Origin of the sequence: Nonomuraea diastatica (assembly GCF_004349015.1) — a bacterium.
GTDB lineage: Bacteria > Actinomycetota > Actinomycetes > Streptosporangiales > Streptosporangiaceae > Nonomuraea > Nonomuraea diastatica.
On record NZ_SMKP01000222.1, the window covers coordinates 1 to 16,430 of the forward strand.

19 protein-coding genes and 2 pseudogenes are annotated in these 16,430 nt (G+C 67.9%); 9 read left to right on the forward strand and 12 right to left on the reverse strand.

Features of this window, described 5'->3' with window-relative positions:
- Positions 1-41: 41 nt before the first annotated feature.
- Both E1294_RS45420 and E1294_RS45425 read right to left on the reverse strand, forming a co-directional pair.
- Entirely contained in the window at positions 42-293 is a 252-nt protein-coding gene (locus E1294_RS45420) for a hypothetical protein (RefSeq protein WP_132517928.1), read from the reverse strand.
- A gap of 368 nt (positions 294-661) precedes the next feature.
- A complete protein-coding gene (locus tag E1294_RS45425) occupies positions 662-1,216 on the reverse strand; it encodes a hypothetical protein (protein WP_132517930.1) in 555 nt (184 codons plus the stop codon).
- A 553-nt stretch (positions 1,217-1,769) separates the two neighbouring features.
- Here E1294_RS45425 and E1294_RS45430 point away from each other — a divergent pair.
- Positions 1,770-3,296 carry a B12-binding domain-containing radical SAM protein gene (locus E1294_RS45430; protein ID WP_132517932.1) on the forward strand — a complete coding sequence of 509 codons (1,527 nt, stop codon included), beginning with the start codon at positions 1,770-1,772 and terminating at the stop codon, positions 3,294-3,296.
- A gap of 22 nt (positions 3,297-3,318) precedes the next feature.
- On the opposite strand, the gene E1294_RS45435 is transcribed toward E1294_RS45430, so the two are convergent.
- Positions 3,319-3,921, reverse strand: a complete 603-nt coding sequence (locus tag E1294_RS45435; protein WP_425465269.1) for a hypothetical protein — start codon at positions 3,919-3,921, stop codon at positions 3,319-3,321.
- Between the two features lie 36 nt (positions 3,922-3,957).
- Here E1294_RS45435 and E1294_RS58545 point away from each other — a divergent pair, with 36 nt between their 5' ends.
- Positions 3,958-4,137 carry a lantibiotic dehydratase gene (locus E1294_RS58545; RefSeq protein ID WP_132517964.1) on the forward strand — a complete coding sequence of 60 codons (180 nt, stop codon included), beginning with the start codon at positions 3,958-3,960 and terminating at the stop codon, positions 4,135-4,137.
- 97 nt (positions 4,138-4,234) lie between these two features.
- On the opposite strand, the gene E1294_RS45450 is transcribed toward E1294_RS58545, so the two are convergent.
- A complete protein-coding gene (locus E1294_RS45450) occupies positions 4,235-4,474 on the reverse strand; it encodes a hypothetical protein (protein WP_132517934.1) in 240 nt (79 codons plus the stop codon).
- A 114-nt stretch (positions 4,475-4,588) separates the two neighbouring features.
- Between E1294_RS45450 and E1294_RS53650 the strand changes: the two genes are divergently transcribed.
- Positions 4,589-5,011 carry a hypothetical protein gene (locus E1294_RS53650; protein ID WP_165977850.1) on the forward strand — a complete coding sequence of 141 codons (423 nt, stop codon included), beginning with the start codon at positions 4,589-4,591 and terminating at the stop codon, positions 5,009-5,011.
- A gap of 908 nt (positions 5,012-5,919) precedes the next feature.
- On the opposite strand, the gene E1294_RS45460 is transcribed toward E1294_RS53650, so the two are convergent.
- From E1294_RS45460 to E1294_RS45470, 3 genes and pseudogenes are all read right to left on the reverse strand, one after another.
- A complete protein-coding gene (locus E1294_RS45460; protein ID WP_132517938.1) occupies positions 5,920-7,017 on the reverse strand; it encodes a VLRF1 family aeRF1-type release factor in 1,098 nt (365 codons plus the stop codon).
- Positions 7,018-7,114: 97 nt separating this feature from the next.
- A pseudogene (locus E1294_RS58550) lies at positions 7,115-7,468 on the reverse strand (integrase core domain-containing protein); the annotation flags it as partial.
- A 241-nt stretch (positions 7,469-7,709) separates the two neighbouring features.
- Positions 7,710-8,618 (reverse strand): DUF8094 domain-containing protein, encoded by a 909-nt coding sequence (locus E1294_RS45470; protein WP_132517942.1) that lies wholly within the window; start codon positions 8,616-8,618, stop codon positions 7,710-7,712.
- Positions 8,619-10,241: 1,623 nt separating this feature from the next.
- Between E1294_RS45470 and E1294_RS56685 the strand changes: the two genes are divergently transcribed.
- A complete protein-coding gene (locus tag E1294_RS56685) occupies positions 10,242-10,598 on the forward strand; it encodes a type 1 periplasmic-binding domain-containing protein (protein ID WP_132517944.1) in 357 nt (118 codons plus the stop codon).
- A gap of 10 nt (positions 10,599-10,608) precedes the next feature.
- The gene (locus E1294_RS45485; protein ID WP_132517946.1) at positions 10,609-11,145 is read left to right on the forward strand and encodes a dihydroxyacetone kinase subunit DhaK; all 537 of its coding nucleotides are present in this window, start codon (positions 10,609-10,611) and stop codon (positions 11,143-11,145) included.
- A gap of 20 nt (positions 11,146-11,165) precedes the next feature.
- Here the strand turns inward: E1294_RS45485 and E1294_RS45490 are convergent, their stop codons facing one another.
- Entirely contained in the window at positions 11,166-12,050 is an 885-nt protein-coding gene (locus E1294_RS45490; protein ID WP_132517948.1) for an NAD(P)-dependent oxidoreductase, read from the reverse strand.
- Positions 12,051-12,099: 49 nt separating this feature from the next.
- Between E1294_RS45490 and E1294_RS45495 the strand changes: the two genes are divergently transcribed.
- The 4 genes from E1294_RS45495 (at position 12,100) to E1294_RS45510 (ending at position 14,106) form a co-directional block, all read left to right on the forward strand.
- Positions 12,100-12,507 carry a MerR family transcriptional regulator gene (locus tag E1294_RS45495; RefSeq protein ID WP_132517950.1) on the forward strand — a complete coding sequence of 136 codons (408 nt, stop codon included), beginning with the start codon at positions 12,100-12,102 and terminating at the stop codon, positions 12,505-12,507.
- A gap of 368 nt (positions 12,508-12,875) precedes the next feature.
- Positions 12,876-13,559, forward strand: coding sequence for a DUF4158 domain-containing protein (locus tag E1294_RS45500; RefSeq protein ID WP_132517952.1), 684 nt, complete (start codon positions 12,876-12,878; stop codon positions 13,557-13,559).
- The gene (locus E1294_RS45505) at positions 13,556-13,840 is read left to right on the forward strand and encodes a hypothetical protein (RefSeq protein ID WP_132517954.1); all 285 of its coding nucleotides are present in this window, start codon (positions 13,556-13,558) and stop codon (positions 13,838-13,840) included. The genes E1294_RS45500 and E1294_RS45505 overlap by 4 nt, the downstream gene beginning before the upstream one ends.
- Positions 13,841-13,920: 80 nt before the next feature.
- Entirely contained in the window at positions 13,921-14,106 is a 186-nt protein-coding gene (locus E1294_RS45510) for a hypothetical protein (RefSeq protein WP_132517956.1), read from the forward strand.
- Between the two features lie 202 nt (positions 14,107-14,308).
- Here E1294_RS45510 and E1294_RS45515 read toward each other — a convergent pair whose 3' ends face one another.
- From E1294_RS45515 to E1294_RS45525, 4 genes and pseudogenes are all read right to left on the reverse strand, one after another.
- Positions 14,309-15,067, reverse strand: coding sequence for a response regulator transcription factor (locus E1294_RS45515; protein WP_132517958.1), 759 nt, complete (start codon positions 15,065-15,067; stop codon positions 14,309-14,311).
- Positions 15,060-15,203, reverse strand: coding sequence for an RNA polymerase sigma factor (locus E1294_RS56690; protein ID WP_246083737.1), 144 nt, complete (start codon positions 15,201-15,203; stop codon positions 15,060-15,062). Before E1294_RS56690 ends, E1294_RS45515 begins: the two co-directional genes overlap by 8 nt.
- A 15-nt stretch (positions 15,204-15,218) precedes the next feature.
- A pseudogene (locus tag E1294_RS56695) lies at positions 15,219-15,585 on the reverse strand (transposase); the annotation flags it as partial.
- Positions 15,586-15,851: 266 nt separating this feature from the next.
- The coding region (locus E1294_RS45525) for a tyrosine-type recombinase/integrase (RefSeq protein ID WP_165977851.1) at positions 15,852-16,430 on the reverse strand (579 nt) is incomplete at its 5' end.

Consider the following 16,430-nt stretch of genomic DNA (forward strand, 5'->3'; position numbering starts at 1 on the left):
TGAAGACCGCCCACGAGGCCCGGGTTGCGACCCGACGCGAACTACGCCAAGATCCCCCATAACCCCTCACGCGGCTGATGGGTATTTCCAGCCCGATCTGGTGCATTCTCTCTGACACACCTCGCGAACCGGATGAACCTCAACGGCCGCCGCGCCAAGAACATCAGGAAAAGGGCCATCAAGGCGTATCCGCCGATCAGGACAGGCCACGATGTCACGCCGTCGCGGAACGCGATAACCAGCACCATCATGATCGTCAAATAGCCGAGCAGCAACCTCTCGGCCGGACGCATCCCAGGCAGACTGTTGTCGATATGGCCCTCTCGCTCTTCCCCGTCCGACATGGTGCGGCCGATCAGGCGCTTTCATCCGGTTTCCTCGTCGCCTCGGGCTCGCCGTTGGGGAGATCAAGGTTCCGCTCGCTGGCCACGCCGACCAGCACCGCTTGGGTTGTCAACATGCGGAGTGGATGCGGTCGACTCCAGGGCCGGCCCACTCCGGGTTGATGCGCGACGTCGTGCCACCTCGCATCGCCGGTGTACGAGGTCCAGTCCACCGATATCCCCATCCCCAGCCGCGCACACGCCGGTCACGCCCGGAGGCTGACCGGCATGTCGTGAGGCCGCCCGCCATCCACCTCAGTGACCGGCGGCTGCTTGAGTTAGGCGAAGGAGAGCCGGCCAGATCCGGTCAGCTCGGTGAGGCCGGAGGGGACCGTGCAGTCCCGCAGGTCGGAGGTCATGGTGGCGCTCCCGCTGAAGTGCCGGCCCGTGAGACGGCCGGAGACAACGTCGCCCTCAAGCAGGCTGTCGCCGGGGGCGGCGCCGCCCTGGCGTGGGGCGGTGAGCTTGGAGGTACCGGCGACTCGGCCGTTGGCATCGCGCCAGGTGACGGTGCCGGTCGCTCGCAGGTCTGCGACGCTGCGGCAGCTGGCGGTAGCCGTGATGCTGACGTCCATCCGGCCGGAGGCGATGTCGGCGAGGTTGCCGTTGGGCGAGGAGCAGCGTTCGAGGAGGACGACTCCCTTCCCTTCGGTGTGCCGCGCCGCCGCGTCGCGAAGCGGCGGGGTGAAGGTGATGGGGTATTTGGGCGCGGTGCGGATGGCGCAGCTGAGCACGGCCTCGCTTGGGGCGGCGGCCGCCGGCGCCGTCGTGCCTGACTCGGCCTGCGCGGGACCCGTGGACACCAGGAGCGGAAACGTGAGACCAGCGGTCACGGCCGCGATGGCAAGCCCGCCAGCACGGCTGAGACGTGACGGATGAAGCACGCGTCCTCCTCGATTACTCTTCGATGTTTTTGCCTACTCTCTGTAACACGATGTCGCCGAAGTTGAACAGGGCGCCATGGCGGTGTCATCGAGCGGCTCCTGTCGCGCAAGGATGTCCCGCTGCGGGAGAAGACCCTGTGGGCGATGCTCTGGGAGAGCGCCGCCCGAGCGGGTGAGGTCCTCGCACTCAACGTGGAGGATCTCGACCTGGAAGGGGCCGCCGCGCCCCGGGCCGATCCAAGGCGGGGGCATTGAGTGGATCCACTGGGAGAGCCGCACCGCCTGCCTACTGGCTGCTCCGCCGTTCCCGACGCCGATCTACACCTCGAACGCGACCTTTGTCAATTACATGTGACGCTAGTCAATCTCCTTAGTCTGGGAGATTGAGCCTACCCCTGAGCGTGGGTGACAGTGAGAAAGCGATCCCCATGTGCTAACGGCCGGCCCGTACGCCCGTAGGTCGGCGGGGAAACGGTTCATCCCTCAGAGAGGAACGCGACCCATGAAGGTGCGGAGTGTCCTGCTCGTCAATGCCGGCAGCGATGCGGATATCGTCACGATCGCCAATGACGGCACGTTCCCGGCTCTGGGTGTCGTCTCGCTTGCGACAGTGCTTCGGCAGGACCATCCAGACGTGGACGTGATCGCCATCGACGGGCAGATCACACCGATGGCCGAGGTCGAGCGGTTGATCGCGGAATTCAGCCCGGACGTCCTCGGCGTGGGCGTCCTGGCCACGTCCTATGAAAACTCTCTCCGCCTGGCCGAGCTGGGCAAGAACGCGGGCGCGGTCACCGTCTTCGGCAACGACCAGGCGACGGCCATGGGCGAGCAGATCCTGAGGCACCGCGAGGTCGTCGACTACGTCTGCGCCGCGGACGTCGGCGAGTTCTCCCTCTCCGCCCTGGTGAGCGCTCTGGACGGGGAGCGCCCGATCGAGTCCGTACCGGAGTTGCTGTATCGCTCGCCCGACGGAATCGGCCACAACCGCCTGCCAGAAATTCCCGCCGATCGGATCAAGGGGCGTGGCGGGGCGTTGAAGTCCATGGTTTTGGATGCCATTCCCGTGCCCGACCGGACCCTGATGCCGGACGGCAACTGGAACCGCTACCTGGACAACTACCTGAACCGCTACGGCATGTTCCATGAGGGCGAGAAGGTCACGGGCGTCACCACGATGAATCGCGCCCGTGGATGCGCGCGGGTGAAGGCGCCGTGCCATTTCTGCGGCATCATGGACCTGAACCTGCGCTTCTCCTCTCCGGAGATGTTCTGGGACGAAGTGCGCACCGCGCAGCAGCAGATCTCCGCCTCGATCTTCTACGAGGCGTTCGACAGCATGAGCAGTTCGCCGCGCTGGGTGAAGGCCGTGGTCGAGGCGAAGCCCGACGACATCGGCGATGATGCGAAGTTCTTCGTGTACACACAGGCGGCGGAGACCACCCCCCGGCTGGTCGAGCTGTACCAGCGGCTCGGTGTCTACCGGGTGAACATGGGCCTGGAGTCCGGCGACACCCGGATGCTCAAGTTCCTCAAAGGGCCGCGCGACAGCCTGGAGAACAACCAGCGAGCCTGCCGCCTGTTCAAGGAGGCCGGCATTCTGATCCACGGCTCCCTGGTTCTGGGCGGACCGGGCGAGACTCCGGAAAGCCTGGAGAACACGGTCCGATTCGGGCGCTGGCTGATCGACAACGAGATGATGGCGTCCCTGGAAGCCCAGCCGCTCTACCCGGACTTCGGCGCGCTGACCGGCAAGTGGATGATGGACCCGAACCTCGCCCGGCAGGTGGCGAAGGATCGGGGGTTCGAGATCCTCGACGACAAGCTGCTCGACCTCATGCCGTCCAAATACGGCTCGACCGACATGGTCGACTTCGACGATGTCTCCAAGGACTGGAGCAAGATCTTCAGCCACGCGAGCTGGGACGAGCTCATCGACGCCACCCACACGATCCGCTCCTATGCCGAGAGGGTCGGCACCATCACCGGGTCGGGCCGCATGACCCAGACCACGCTCGGGTCGCTCTAGGGCCTGTATGGAGTTCGGATCTTCATGGTGGCCGGAGGCTTCGGATCCACAAGACAGCCCCGCGTAGGTGCAGACCGGTCAGATAGCTATCGGGCGTCTTATCGAAGCGGAAGGCCAGCCCACGCCACTCCTTGATCCGATTGATGCACCGTTCCGCCGTGTTGCGCTGCTTGTAGAGATCGGGATCATGGCTGACCAGCCGGCCGCCCCGAGAGCCACGCTTCTTGCGGTTGGCCGCCTGGTCGGCCTTCACCTCAATGACCGCCTTGATCCGGCGCCGGCAAGTAGGCACGGTTCCCGCGGGATGAGTACGCCTTGTCGGCGGCCACCGCCCAGGCCTGGTACGCGGACGGCCGACCGGCAGGCGGATCTTGAGGCGCTCCATCTCGGCACGAAACTGTGGGCTGTCTCCCGCCTGGCCCGCAGTCAGGACGAAGGACAGCGGACGACATCGGCGCCACTGGTCCGCCTGAAGCTTGATGATCTTCTGCTGGTGTCCGACGGGCAGCTGCTGCCGTCCCAGTCCGGCGGCCTGGGACGGCGCATTGTCCCGGTGCTGTTCTCGCGCCTGTCGCCCCACCTGCTCCCGCCGATCGCCCACTTCCTGCGACTGCTCGGCCAGCACGGGTGCCGCCCCTGGCAGGCATGGTCGTGAGGGCCGCTGGCCGCTCTGCCGTTCCAACCGCGCGTCCGCTACCGCTCGACGATCCTCACCCCCGCCCGCTGGCCCCTCCCTGCCACGGTGACCGGAGCCCGCGGAAGCCGACTGGGACGCCGCCCTGCACACCTGGCGGATGACCACGGTTCCCCCGCCGCCGGACATCGTCGTCACCGACCATGACCGGGCTCTGCCCGTGGACCTGCGCCGAGGCGACGACCGGGCGCTGCTGCGCCGGGAACTCGTCGCGTCTCTCGCCCGAGCACAGACGCCCCCACCCTCACCTCCACCGCCTGCAGCCGTGGCGGGTCGGCGGCCCGGTGAGGGGCTGCACCTGCCCCACGGCCGTTGGCTCGGCCCCACCGTTGCCGGCTTTCAGCAGCGCGGAGCGGGACCGCCGCGTCGCGGCCGCCGTCAAGGCCGCGAGCGCCCCGCCCGCCGACAGCGCCTCGGCTGCGCCCGTGAACCAGGCGCCGCCGGCGCCGGCGACCAAGCAGACGACGACAACCGCACCAGCCATATGTTGAAGGGTTTCACGCGACAAAGCGTAGATGCCGCGGCAGGATGCCGACCCCCTCCGAAAGGGTGGAAGCACCCGGCGTACCGGCGCGTGATCAGCCCATCTGGCGGGTGGATGCCCTTCGGCATCGACCAGGAAACTGCCGTAGCGGTGACCAGTTCGACAGGCCGCGTTCGCGAGGTCGTCGTCGCGAGCGTCGCGTGCGGAGGGGCGCTGCTGACGATGGGCCTCATACGGCCAGGGGGAGAATCCTTTCCTCGATGGGGGCCTGTGTTCGGCGGCCGCCGCGTTCCCGTCCCGCTCGCGACCGTTCCGGCGGGCGCCGTAGCAGTCGTGTTGACAGGAACCGGCTTCACGCTCTGGCGGACCCTGCTGGCTATGCTGGCGGGCGCGGTGCCGGGCGGAGAGGTGGCTTTCGACGTCGGCAACTGGGCCGCATGGCTGGGGAACCTTGCCTGGCTGCCGTGGGGCCTGGCTTTGGGGGCGGCCACCGTGGCCTATCGCCGTCGGCGCCGTACCGCCCCGGCACACGATTAGCCGGTTGAGCACCAGGGCACGTCGCAGAACAGGACCACGACATTGCCCACTCAGAACGTACGGGCTCATCCACGTTGACTACCGGGCCCAACGCCGGACCATGAAGGCGTCCGGCCACTGGTACCGCCGAACGATTGCCCGCAACGGAGGGGAATGACTCCTCCACCGCGCCAGCTGCTTCGCCGGGAGTGTGGGAGGACGAAAACGGGCCATGATCTGATCGGCGGTGACGCCGCCGTGCACGCCGAACAGGTCCTCTACTGCGAAAGCCCGACCAGCCCCCGGCAGCCCGTCGACGTGATGATCCCTCCTGACCAGAGCCTCCCGCTCCCAGCAGGGGCACGACCGCCCGCACCTGGACTCATCGACATCCACCGCCCTCTCGGCCACACTTCCATTGACGTCACCTTCCGCTTCACCACCGGGATCCTCATCTGCGCATCCCAGTACTGCCGCTGTCGCGAGGAGGAGGTCTCACGACAGCTCGGCACTGATCCCGTCAGCGCGAGGCGGGTGACACTCGCCGACCTTCTCGCGAGGCTGAGAACATGCCGGGGGACCATGACGGCCTTCTGCTCATCGGCGAGTGGGGCGCCTGGACACTGATCCTGCAGATTCAGTGGGCGGACACGGCAGAACAGTGGGTATTGGAGTCTTGTCCGCAGGCGGCGGGAGGGTCATCGGCGCAGCTGGCACGGCGGCAGCGGGTGTCGCATCTTCTACGCGCAGGACGGGGAGGCCGCAGCGGCTGATCACGGCCTGCCCGGTCATCATCCGGCGCTCATAGAGCCTGGCAAGCGGTTCGCCTCCCTGCCGGCCGGTACCGCCGTCAGGCGACACCCCGGTGATCAACCAGTCCTTCGTGAACAACGGCATACGAGGGCACGCCCGACGCACACGACGACCGCTCACCAGCGCAGTATCGCAGCCACTCCGCCCGCCTCGGCGAGCTCTTCCGCCGCTCCGGTCTCCAGCACGGTGACGTCGCCACCGTGCTCCAAGGCGAGCTCGATCATCTCCTCTTCCAGTTCCTCCGGGGCGACGGCCATGGGCTGGGCGTTCCACCCGCCCGCCTCGTCGAGCAGCAGGTGCTCGACCCTGCCCTGCCGCAGCAGGGAGAGGATGTCGTCGAGGCCGACCGCGCCGTTACCGCCCGACAGGGCCAGGTCCCGGGCGCGTACGGCCAGGGCGGCGTCATGCCTGACCCGCACCTCGTCGAGAGTAGGGCGGACGAACTCCAGCACCTCCGATGGCGAAAGGGCGGGATCGAGGACGGCGTCCACCTGGACGATCTCCGTGTCCGCCGGCAGCGCCTCACCCAAAACCGAGGTGTCGCGAGGGTCGCCCACTAGCAGAAGCGTCTCCCAGCCCAGCCGCGAGGCCTGCCCGGCCACGTGCGGGGCCGACTCCCGCAGGAACTTGGTCAGGTGCTCCTCGACGCGCTGGTCGAAGCGGTCGGGGTGGATGCCGCGCCGGGAGAGCCGGGGAAGCGTCGCCGACCCCTCTCTGGACGAGCCCGCGGTCGCCAGACTGAAGATGACCGGCTCCAGCTCGTCGGCCAGGCCGTACCGGCAGTCGAACAGCCGCACGCCGTCACGCCCCACCCTGGCCACCCCAGCGGGCTTGTCGGCCTGTACGGCGGTGACGAGCGGCAGCAGATAAGCGCGCTCCTTGAGGACGGCAAGGTCACCCACCGGGAGCTGAACCCACTCGGTACGTACCTCGTCACCGGCCACCTGCGCGAACAGGGCACGCCCGAGACCGGGAGCGGCCGGGTCGAGCAGTTCGGTGATCTGCCGCTCCAGCAGGTCGAGGCGGACGTCGACGAGCCTGGCCCGCTCCTGGTCGGGGCCTGCGGCGAGTTCCTGGCGCAGCGCCGCGATCTCGTTGCGCAGCCGGGTCCGCCCGGCCTGCGTGCCCGGCTCCATCGTGGTGTAGACCGACAGCACACCGAGCTCGTCGCCGAAGGCCGCCAGTTCGCGTAGATCTGTCTGGTCGAACACCATGACGCACTCCTCCGTATGCAGGAACCCTGGCGGGTCCCGGCGGTGCGGGGGTGACTGCATTCTACCCGCGCTGCCCGTCGTCGCTGGTCAGCGGCCTTCAGGAGCGCCTGGAGCACGGGACGAGGCGGCGCCCGGGTGGCGTGAGGGAGTGGCGGACCCGGGGCGCCCGGACGGTCTGGCGGTGGCGCTCCAGCACCCCGGCGTCCGTCAGGTGCGCCAGCCGGTCTGACAGGACCTGTCCGACGCGCGGGCGGGGTCTGCCGGACGTCGCTACGACCACATGCTCATCGTGATCGGGAGGGCGTTGCCCACGAGCCCGATGCGGCCGATGCGTGTTGCAGTGATCGCGATACTCGTTCAGGACCGAGCGCAGATGACGTTCGCCATGGATCAGCAGGCGATCGGTGTACTCAGCTCGCACCGTCCGGACCCACCGCTCGGCATAGCAGTTCGCCTTCGGTTTCGGCCCCGCCCGTTTTCAGACGAAGCCGCCAGCCTGCTACCGGGCCTCCTGGCAGCTACCCGGACCGGACTTCCACCGGCAAGCGACGACAAGCGTACGAACCGACGACCAGCCGCTTATGTCACGGCTTCACCTCCGTCCTGCTGGGCGCATGAATCGTCGAGGCTAGATGGATGCGCAGCGGCCCCGGCCGTCCCACAGCGCCCGGCCGAGGTGGCCAGATTTCCGGTCAGGAGAACCAGTTGGCGCCGAGCTCCCGGATCGTGTTGCTGCCCTTGGGCACCAGCAGCGCTTCACTCAGCACATTGTTGATGGCTCTCTTGTCGTCATTGAGCAGGGCGAACAGGAAGAACGAGCCCCCATCGGCCGTACGGAAGCCGAAGACGGAACCGGTGCCGGCGAACCCGACGTACGCCCCCTTGTCGACCGCGGGGAACGCCTTGCGGCTGTAGCTGTTCTCGGCCAGGCGGTAGCCGGAGTCGCCCTCCTTCTTTCTCTCACCGTTCCAGAAGTTCTCGTACTCCTTGGCCACGGCGCCCGCCATGGAGTCGTCCATGTCGGTGACGTAGCCGTCGGCGTCGAGCAGCGGCTTGGGCATCCGCTCGCCCCAGTGGATCGGGGTCGCGACGGCCAGCCTGAAAGGCTGCCCGGGAGAGCGGAAGAACGCGAGCACGTGCGGGCGAGCACGGCCCTTGGCGTCCTGGTAGGTCGCCTGCGCGATGAACCAGTCCCCGATCGACGGCTGCCGCTCCGGCCTGGGCAGGAAGACCGTCGGGGTGCTGATCGGGTTGATCGGCTTGTGCTTCGTCTTCCGCTCGGAGCCCCACTGATTGCGTTCGAGCACGCCCTCGTGCAGCGCTCCCTCAATGAACAGTGCGTCGAGCCGGGCGTTCGACCGCCACCACTCGCGCTTCTTGAGCGTTGCGTTGTACCTGCCGACCCACTTCTGCATGGCCTGCCTGGCCTGAGGGATGGTCAACGCCGCCCTGGCCGGGATGGGGGTGACCCTCGTGGGAACCACGGTGCCCGACGAGGGAGCCGGAGACGTGGCCTGCGTGGGCAGATCGGAGGGCCTGGCGACCACACCGCAGCCGGACAGGCTGACAACGAGAGCACCGCTCAGCAGTATTCTGCGCACCGGCATCGCCCCCTAGACCGAGCGCAGACTTCGGAGAAACGGAGCACCGAACCGAGAACCGGCCCCTGCCCGGTGAACCGGGGCCAGCGCGGCGAACCCTTTCTGTTGGGGTCGCCGGTCCGGGCGCAGATGGTCCAATAGTCGACCATCTGCGCGTCCAGCCGCTGCTGCGGCGGTGTCGGCAGGAGGTTCACCATTCAGGTCGAACAGCGACGGCAGGTCGCCGGCGTGGGACGGGGTGAACGTCCGCGTCACCCTACTGGACGGCGACTGGTTTGCTCGCATAAGCAAATCGTAGCTTATTCAAGCAAATCAGCGTCACGGCTACGCCGCTTCCTTGTGGAAAGCAGGACTAGCCGGTCAGGTTCTGGAGTTCTTCGGGGGCCGCACCCGAGGCGTTCCGCCTCGGGTGCGAGCGCGGCGACCTCGGCCCCGCGGCCTTCTTGCCCGGAGCATGTCCGCGTACGCGTGCACCGCGCTGAGCCAGCCGACGTGATGGCCTCCTTGTGCTCCTCGGCAGCCTGGGTGGCGCCGCGCTCCTGCTATATCCGGGCCAGCAGTCCATGGGCGGCGTCAGAGCCCTCAACCGCCCGATCAAGGTGGCCCGCCGCCTCCCCAATCCGGTCGCCGGACATCCGGCGCGATGCACTGGATGCCGTGCTGCTCCAGCATCGCGAGGACGAACGCCAGCCCCTGCCGGAAACCCGAGACGACGACGGCGTCCTAGGCGACCGCGCAGCCCGACCGAACGCGACGGTGAAAGGCGGTGACAACCTCTCGCAGATGCCTTGACCCAGCCGAATCCGCGTCACCTAGCTCGGCGGTCGGCAGGGTCCGCGTCGCCTCCGGCGCAGCCCAGCTCAGTCGAGCAACGGCACCGAGCCGAGATCGGGGATGCCGTACTGACGTCGACCTCGACCGGTCGGGACGACGAACGCGACGCCGAGGCTGCAACGACGCCGGGCGCTCGCGGCGGCGCACCGGCGGGCAGCCCGTTGAGATCGCGCGGGCGCTCTCCTGCGGGGGCAGGTGCTGATCCTCGACGAGCCGACCAGTTCCCTGTCCGCCACCGAGGCGGACACGCTCATCGAGGTTGTACGCAAGCTCGCGAGTTCAGGGCTCGCGGTCATCTACATCTCGCACCGCATGGACGAGATTCCTCGCGCCGCCGACTCGGTCACCGTGCTCCGGGACGGCCGCCACATCGCGACCAGCCCCGTCGGCGAGCTCACCACCGGGCAGATCGTGGAGATGATGACCGGCGGCATCACCGAGGTCTCCGGCAGAGCCCACCGACAGCCGTCCGACCGCGTGGTTCTCTCGGTGTCCGGGCTCCGCAACGGAAGCCGCGTCCGCGACGTCTCCTCCGTCTGCGGGAAGGAGAGGTCCTCGGCAACGCCGGTTTGCTCGGCTCAGGCCGCACGGAGCTCTTCCAATGCCTCTACGGCCTGCGCCCCCGCCATGCCGGCATGCCTCTGCACCCGCACACGCCGCGCCAGGCGATCGACGCCGGACTCGCTCTCGCCCGTCCTTCCGCGACTGCCTGGCCATCAAGACTGCCGCGCTGCGCACTCCCGTCGGCACCCTGTCCGGCGGCAACCAGCAGAAGGTGGTGCTCGGCAAGTGCCTGAACACGCGGCCCAAGCACTGCTCCTCGACGAGCCCACCATCGCGGAGAACGAGGACGCGGTAATCGCGAGCGCCAACGCGATCAAGGCCCGTGGACTCACCGGCAAGACGGTGGTGTTCGGCATCGGCATCAACCCGACGGTCGCCCACCTGCTGCTCGCCGGCGACGGCACCGTCTGGGAGACGACGGGCCAGGACGCCGCCTCCTGGGCGAACGAAGTGGTGAAGGTCGCGAAAGCGCTGCGCTCCGGGGCGGGCACCGGCCAGTTCGAGCACTTCACCCCCGGCCCGGTCTACAGCTCCGAAGATCCAGAAGCGGTCAGGCGGTACCTGTCCGCCGCCGCCCGATGAAGGAAACACGATGAGAAAGTTCATCAACGCACCGGACCAGGTGGCCAGGGAGACGCTCGAAGGCTTCCTGACCGTGTACGGTGACCGGTTCCGCCAGGTGGACGGCGCGTCCGCCGTCGCCATGAAGGACCCGGCCGTCAAGGTGGCGGTCGTGTCCGGAGGGGGCAGCGGCCACGAGCCGGTCTGGCTGGAGTACATCGGTCCCGGTTGCGCCGACGCCGTCTGCCAGGGTGACGTCTTCGCCGCGCCGCCGCCGAACGCGATAGCCCTGGCCGCCAAGGCCGTCGAACGCGGACGTGGCGTTCTGTTCGTGTACGGCAACTACTCCGGCGACCTGATGAGAGAGCTCGGTCAATTCCTCGACCCGGATGCCGGTGTGGCGCAGGGTCCGACGATCGCCCAGGCCCAAAAAGCCTTGTGCTCCTCCATAGTGTGGTGTTCACGAGTGGGTGTGAGCTGGGTGGGTCGGCCCTGGACTTTCGTGTCCCAGGACAGAGGTGATCGTTTCCCAGGAACCCTGCACGGCGTTGTCTTCACGGACCGCTGAGATCCCGGTATTGGGATCGGTCAATCGTTGCGGGGTTTGCTGAATTCCTCGATCAGCACGGGATACTGCTCTCCACCGTGTCCGGCGGCGATCGAGCGGTCGGCCATCGCTTTGATCAACTTCGGCAGTTCGGCGTTGACACCGACCACCTCGCTCTCCTCGATCAGGTGTGCCATCGCCCGCGCGTCGGTCTCCAGGGCCGACACCTCGGCCGGGAAGGAGCCGCTGTCGATCTGCTCGGCATACCCAGGCAACCATTCGACCACACCGGCAGCGATCTGCTGCGCGAACGGCGCATACGTTGCGGCATCAACACCGGCCGTCCTGAGCAGGGCCGTACCCTGGAGCCAGGCGTTCAGGATGCTCCACATCATGGCGAGGCCCGCCACGTCGTACAGGGACGCCAGCCCATGGTCCGCACCAAGATAGGTGACAGTGCCGAGGGCGTCGAGCGTTGACCTGTGCGCCTCGAAGTCCGACTGCGGCCCGCTGTGCAGAATCACCGCCTCGGCGGTCCCGATCGCCGATGGGATGGCCATGATGGCGCCGTCCAGGTAATGGGCGCCTCGCTGCTCGGCCCACTGGGCGGCTTCCCGGGCCTGGGCCGAGTCGCCCGAGGTCAGATTGATCAACATCTTGCCGGCCAGCTCGCCATCGCTCGCGCCGAGCAACTCGTGCATGGCCTGGTAGTCGGTGACGCAGATGATCGTCAGAAAACCTGCCTCGAGCGCGTCGCCAACCGTTGGCGCCAGCCGTGCACCGTCGGCCACCAACTGGTCGGACTTGAAGGTCGTACGGTTCCATACGGTTGTGGGATGCCCGGCTTTCAAGAACGCGCCGGCCAGTGCCCGGCCCATCAGTCCGAGTCCGATGACTGTCACGGGTGTATCGGTTTTGCTGTTCATGGCAGCATCGTCAACGTTGATACCGGTGTGAAGGTCAAGTGAGGGTTCGATGCTGATCGGGGAACTTAGCCGTCGGACGGGCGTCAACGCCCATCAGTTGCGCTACTACGAGGCCCAGGGTCTGCTGGAGGCAGACCGGGGCGCGAACGGTTACCGCGAGTACGACGAGAGCGCCGTGCTGCGAGTGAAGCAGATCCGGCATCTGCTTGGTGCCGGCTTGTCCTCTGAGGACATCGCGTACCTGCTGCCCTGTGCGGTCGGAGAGGCCCCGGAGCTGCTCGGATGTCCCGAGTTGCTGGCCTCGATGCGGTCACGGCTGCAGCGACTGGACGAGCAAATGGCCAGGCTCGCTCAATCCCGCGACGCTCTTGCCAACTACATTGACGCGGCCGATCGCATGGCCAGCGAGAGCTATCCACCCTTTGACGATCCTGACCAGGAGCCCGTGCCCGCGTGAGCGCTCTGTTGGGTTTTCGGCAGGGGCCGAAGGTCTCCGTCTTGACCCGTACGCAAGGATCTTCAGGCGGTCGTGACTGCAGTGCTTTGCCGTTTACGGCCCTCCGCTCCCGAACATGTCCCCAGCCGCCAGGTAGCGGAATGAGAGATCACGATTTCGGTTCATGATTGTTTCGGAGCGGTGAATGTGGCTGGTTGGGTGGGGCTTCTGCTTGTTCGTGTTCGTGTCGGCGGCGGTCGGGTGAAGGGGCGGGTTCGGGTGCGTCGGGAGTGGGAGCCGGAAGAGCTGATCGCGGCGTGGACGCTGCTGGACGGCGACTGGGAGCTGGTGGGGACAAGACGGGGGCGACCCGTCTGGGGTTCGGCCTGATGCTGAAGTTCTTCGAGCAGGAGGGCCGCTTCCCGCGACACGTGGGTGAGCTGCCCAAGGCCGCGGCGGACTACGTGGCCGGCCAGGTGAAGGTCGAGCCGGCGTTGCTGGCGCAGTACGACTGGTCGGGCCGGTCGATCGAGCGGCACCGGGCCCAAGTGCGCGAAGCGCTGGGGTTCCGGGAGTTGACCCGGGCGGACGAGGACGTGCTGGCCGAGTGGCTGGCGGACAAGATCTGCCCGATGGTGTTCACGGACGAGGGATTGCGTGCGGCGCTGCTGTCCCGCTGCCGGACGTTGAAGATCGAGCCACCAGGCAGGGTGGAGCGGATCGTGGGCGCGGGCAGGGCGCGATTCGAGCGGGAGTTCTGCCTGCATGTGCTGAACGGGCTGTCGGCAGACTCGACGCGGTCGCTGTGGGAGCTGGCCACGGGTGAGGATGGGTTCCTGCTGGAGCTGAAGTCCGACCCCCGGCGGCTGGGGCTGGAGACGCTGCTGAAGGAGATCGTCAAGCTGCGGCGGGCCAAGGCTCTGGGGCTGGCGGCGGATCTGTTCGGCGGGTATTCGGATCGGCGGCGTCGTCGGGCCGATCCCTGGAGGAGGTCGTCAAGCGGTACGCGACCCGGGTGGCTGCTACCTCGCCGCCCAAGCCGACGGACTTCGAGGGGTACGACCCTGCGGTGACCGACCCGGACGTGGTGATCGACGGCACTCCCTACGCCGAGCTGGTCGACCTCGGGGCCATCGCCAAATCGGAGGGCATCTCCTACGAGGAGGCCATCGACCGCTTCGGCTCACAGTCGTCCAACAGCCGGGTGATCGACAAACTTGATGCGGAGCTCCCTGACGAGATCTCCGGCGTCAGATACGTCGACGACCAGCGGGGCTGCGCGCCGGCTTCAAGGGTCCCATCCCGACTCGCGCGATCGAGCTGGCCAGGACCCTCGCCATGGAGGTCACCCTGATCGGCGGCAAGAAATTCTCGGCCTAGGAGCTCCGGCAGGCCCAGGACACGGTCGTCTCCTGGCTCCGATCCCGTCCTGAGGTGGCCACGATGGTGGCGCATTCAGGTGAGGAGACCGGCCAAGTCAAGGTCACAGTTCAGCCGAAGGTGATGCCGGACGATGCCGAGGAGTTCACGCGTGGGCTTCAGCTCCCGCAGCTGGACAATCCGCACATCACCGTCGAGGTCACGCTCTCCGCCGATTCGGTCGCCGTTCGGCCGCAGTGAGAGCCACCGAAGCCCCCGGCGCGCACACGGCCCGAACTCAAGCTTGATCCTTCACTCCGCTACCTGGCGGCTGGGGACATGTTCGGGAGCGGAGGGCCAATATAGCCGGCGGCGGTGTCGTCGGCCAGCGCTGCAGATGCGGGGATGATCACGGACGCAGAGGATCTTGGGGTGCCGGCGCCTGGGGCCCGGCCGCGGTCCGTCAGGAGCCGAGCCGGTGTCCCCTGTCCTGCAGGGCGGTGCGCAGCTTGATCTTCTCCACGATGAGCGCCTGGAGTTCGGTGACCTCCTGGACGGTGAAGCCGGTGGCCGCCGCGATCTGCGGGGTGGACAAGTTGTCGGCCAGGTGCCGGAGCACCGTGGCCTCCAGCTCGGTGAACAGGCTGATCGCAGGAGCCGGCGCGGTCCGCGCCGTGCCCGGCGGCGGCAGCGACGCCATGATCGCCGCGGCGATGGGATAGCCGCCACGCAGCACCTCGCGCAGCGTCGCCACCAGCTCGTCCACGCTGAACGGCTTGGTCAGGAACCCCACCGCGCCGGCGGCCAGCCCGCGCAGCAGGTCCGCCCGCTCGTCCTTCGCGGTGACGCAAACCACTCGCGTCGAGGGGTGCTCCCTGGCGATGATCTCGGTGGCGACCCATCCGTCCATCCCGGGCAGCATGAGATCCATCGTCACCAGGTCAGGACGCGTCCGCCGGACCGCGGCCACCGCCTCCCCGCCCTCGATCGCGACGCCCACGACCTCGAACCCGGACCTGGCCAGGATGAGGGCGAGGGCCTGCGACATGGAGGGGTCGTCCTCGACCACGAGCACGGTCGGCCGCGGCCTGGCGATCTCCTGTAGGCCCGCCTCGGTGTCCACCGCCTGCTCGACCGCCGACCTGGCCCGCCGCTGCGACTCGGCGAGCAGCCGGTCAAGCCGGGGCCCGTCGAGTGAGCGCCGGGGGTTCACCTCAGCCATCGTCGCCTCCCATCCCAGCCAGCGCGATCCGGAGCGTCGCGCGGGCCTTGAAGAGATTGACGCGTACGGCCGGCGGGCTCTTGTCGAGCAGCTCGGCGATCTCGGCCGGAGTGTACCCGTCGATCGTCCACGCCATGATCTCCCGCTGGACGGGCGGAAGCACCGGCTCGAAGGTGCCGGCCCGGTCACGCGGGACGGCCAGCCGGACCGGCCCGACCCCGGTCTGCACCGTTTTGCCGATCCTGCCGTTGCGGGAGTTACCTGTCCCGTGACCGGCCGGATCGTGCTTGCCGTAGCCCAGATGTGACGACAGTTCGGCCTCCAGCGCGCGTTCCAGCACCGCCTTGACCAGCTCGCCCAGCATCGAGCCGTCGCCGGTCAGCCGCAGCCCGCCCTTGCCGTCTTTCGAGCGCTCCAGCAGCAGGTCCAGCACCTGATCGCCGAGCAGGTCCCGCAACGGCACCTCGCCGTCACGATGGGGGGATGTATCCCCCGCCATGACGAGCAGCCCGTGCCAAACCTCCCGCCTGCTCGTGCTCTGGAGTGAAACTGGTGGTCAGAGCTGATGATCCCCGTGTGTTCGTCATGATGGACGCTCCCCCCGAAGCGTTAAGATGATCTACCTTGACCCATCAACCCATAGTGATCGTTTCCGCACTTAGAGTGATATCCCCTTCAAGGGCCGGGTCGCGATGAGAAGGCCGCCGAGGCGCGCAAGGCGCGTAGCGGTTGACCATCTGCACGTGCACGCTGGTCAATGTGCCGTAGAAGCTTCTTCGCTCTGCTAGGGGTCGGTGATGAGGGCGTCCAGGGCGGCGCCTTTGTCGGCTTCGGTGGGCAGGGCGTAGCGGCGGGTGGTGTCCAGTGAGCCGTGGCCGAGGAGTTCGGCGACCAGGATGGGGTCTTTGCCGTCGCGGATGAGCTGGGTGGCGAAGGTGTGGCGCAGGACGTGTGGGCTGAAGGGTTCGGTGGGGTCGTCATTAAGGCCGACGGCGTCGCCGAGGCCGGTGATGATGTCGCGGGCGGCGCGGTCGCTCAGGCGGCCGCCGCGGTGGTTGAGGAACACCGCGGCGTGGGTGCGGGCCCCTTTCCAGTCGGCGCGGGCCTCCAGCCAGTCGGTCAAGGCGTGGCGCAGGTCCGCATGGACGGGCAGAAGGCGGATCTTGCCGACGTCGCGGCCCTTGCCGCGGATGCGCAGTTCGCCCTTGCGGGCCGACAGGCGGACGTCGGCCAGGTCGAGGCCGACGACTTCGGAGATGCGCAGGCCGGCGTAGTAGGGCAGCAGGGCGATGGCCTTGTCGCGCGCAGATGCGGTGAGCTGGACGTGGCGGATGTAGCGGCGGGTGCGCCGGGCGTCCAGGGC

What these genes read in the sequence shown, in the direction of transcription:
- E1294_RS45420 (WP_132517928.1), bottom strand. Translation starts at nt 293, where the DNA reads ATGCGTCCGGCCGAGAGGTTGCTGCTCGGCTATTTGACGATCATGATG.
- E1294_RS45430 (WP_132517932.1), top strand. Translation starts at nt 1,770, where the DNA reads ATGAAGGTGCGGAGTGTCCTGCTCGTCAATGCCGGCAGCGATGCGGAT.
- E1294_RS45450 (WP_132517934.1), bottom strand. Translation starts at nt 4,474, where the DNA reads ATGGCTGGTGCGGTTGTCGTCGTCTGCTTGGTCGCCGGCGCCGGCGGC.
- E1294_RS53650 (WP_165977850.1), top strand. Translation starts at nt 4,589, where the DNA reads ATGCCCTTCGGCATCGACCAGGAAACTGCCGTAGCGGTGACCAGTTCG.
- E1294_RS45460 (WP_132517938.1), bottom strand. Translation starts at nt 7,017, where the DNA reads ATGGTGTTCGACCAGACAGATCTACGCGAACTGGCGGCCTTCGGCGAC.
- E1294_RS45485 (WP_132517946.1), top strand. Translation starts at nt 10,609, where the DNA reads ATGAGAAAGTTCATCAACGCACCGGACCAGGTGGCCAGGGAGACGCTC.
- E1294_RS45490 (WP_132517948.1), bottom strand. Translation starts at nt 12,050, where the DNA reads ATGAACAGCAAAACCGATACACCCGTGACAGTCATCGGACTCGGACTG.
- E1294_RS45495 (WP_132517950.1), top strand. Translation starts at nt 12,100, where the DNA reads ATGCTGATCGGGGAACTTAGCCGTCGGACGGGCGTCAACGCCCATCAG.
- E1294_RS45500 (WP_132517952.1), top strand. Translation starts at nt 12,876, where the DNA reads ATGCTGAAGTTCTTCGAGCAGGAGGGCCGCTTCCCGCGACACGTGGGT.
- E1294_RS45515 (WP_132517958.1), bottom strand. Translation starts at nt 15,067, where the DNA reads ATGGCTGAGGTGAACCCCCGGCGCTCACTCGACGGGCCCCGGCTTGAC.
- E1294_RS56690 (WP_246083737.1), bottom strand. Translation starts at nt 15,203, where the DNA reads ATGGCGTGGACGATCGACGGGTACACTCCGGCCGAGATCGCCGAGCTG.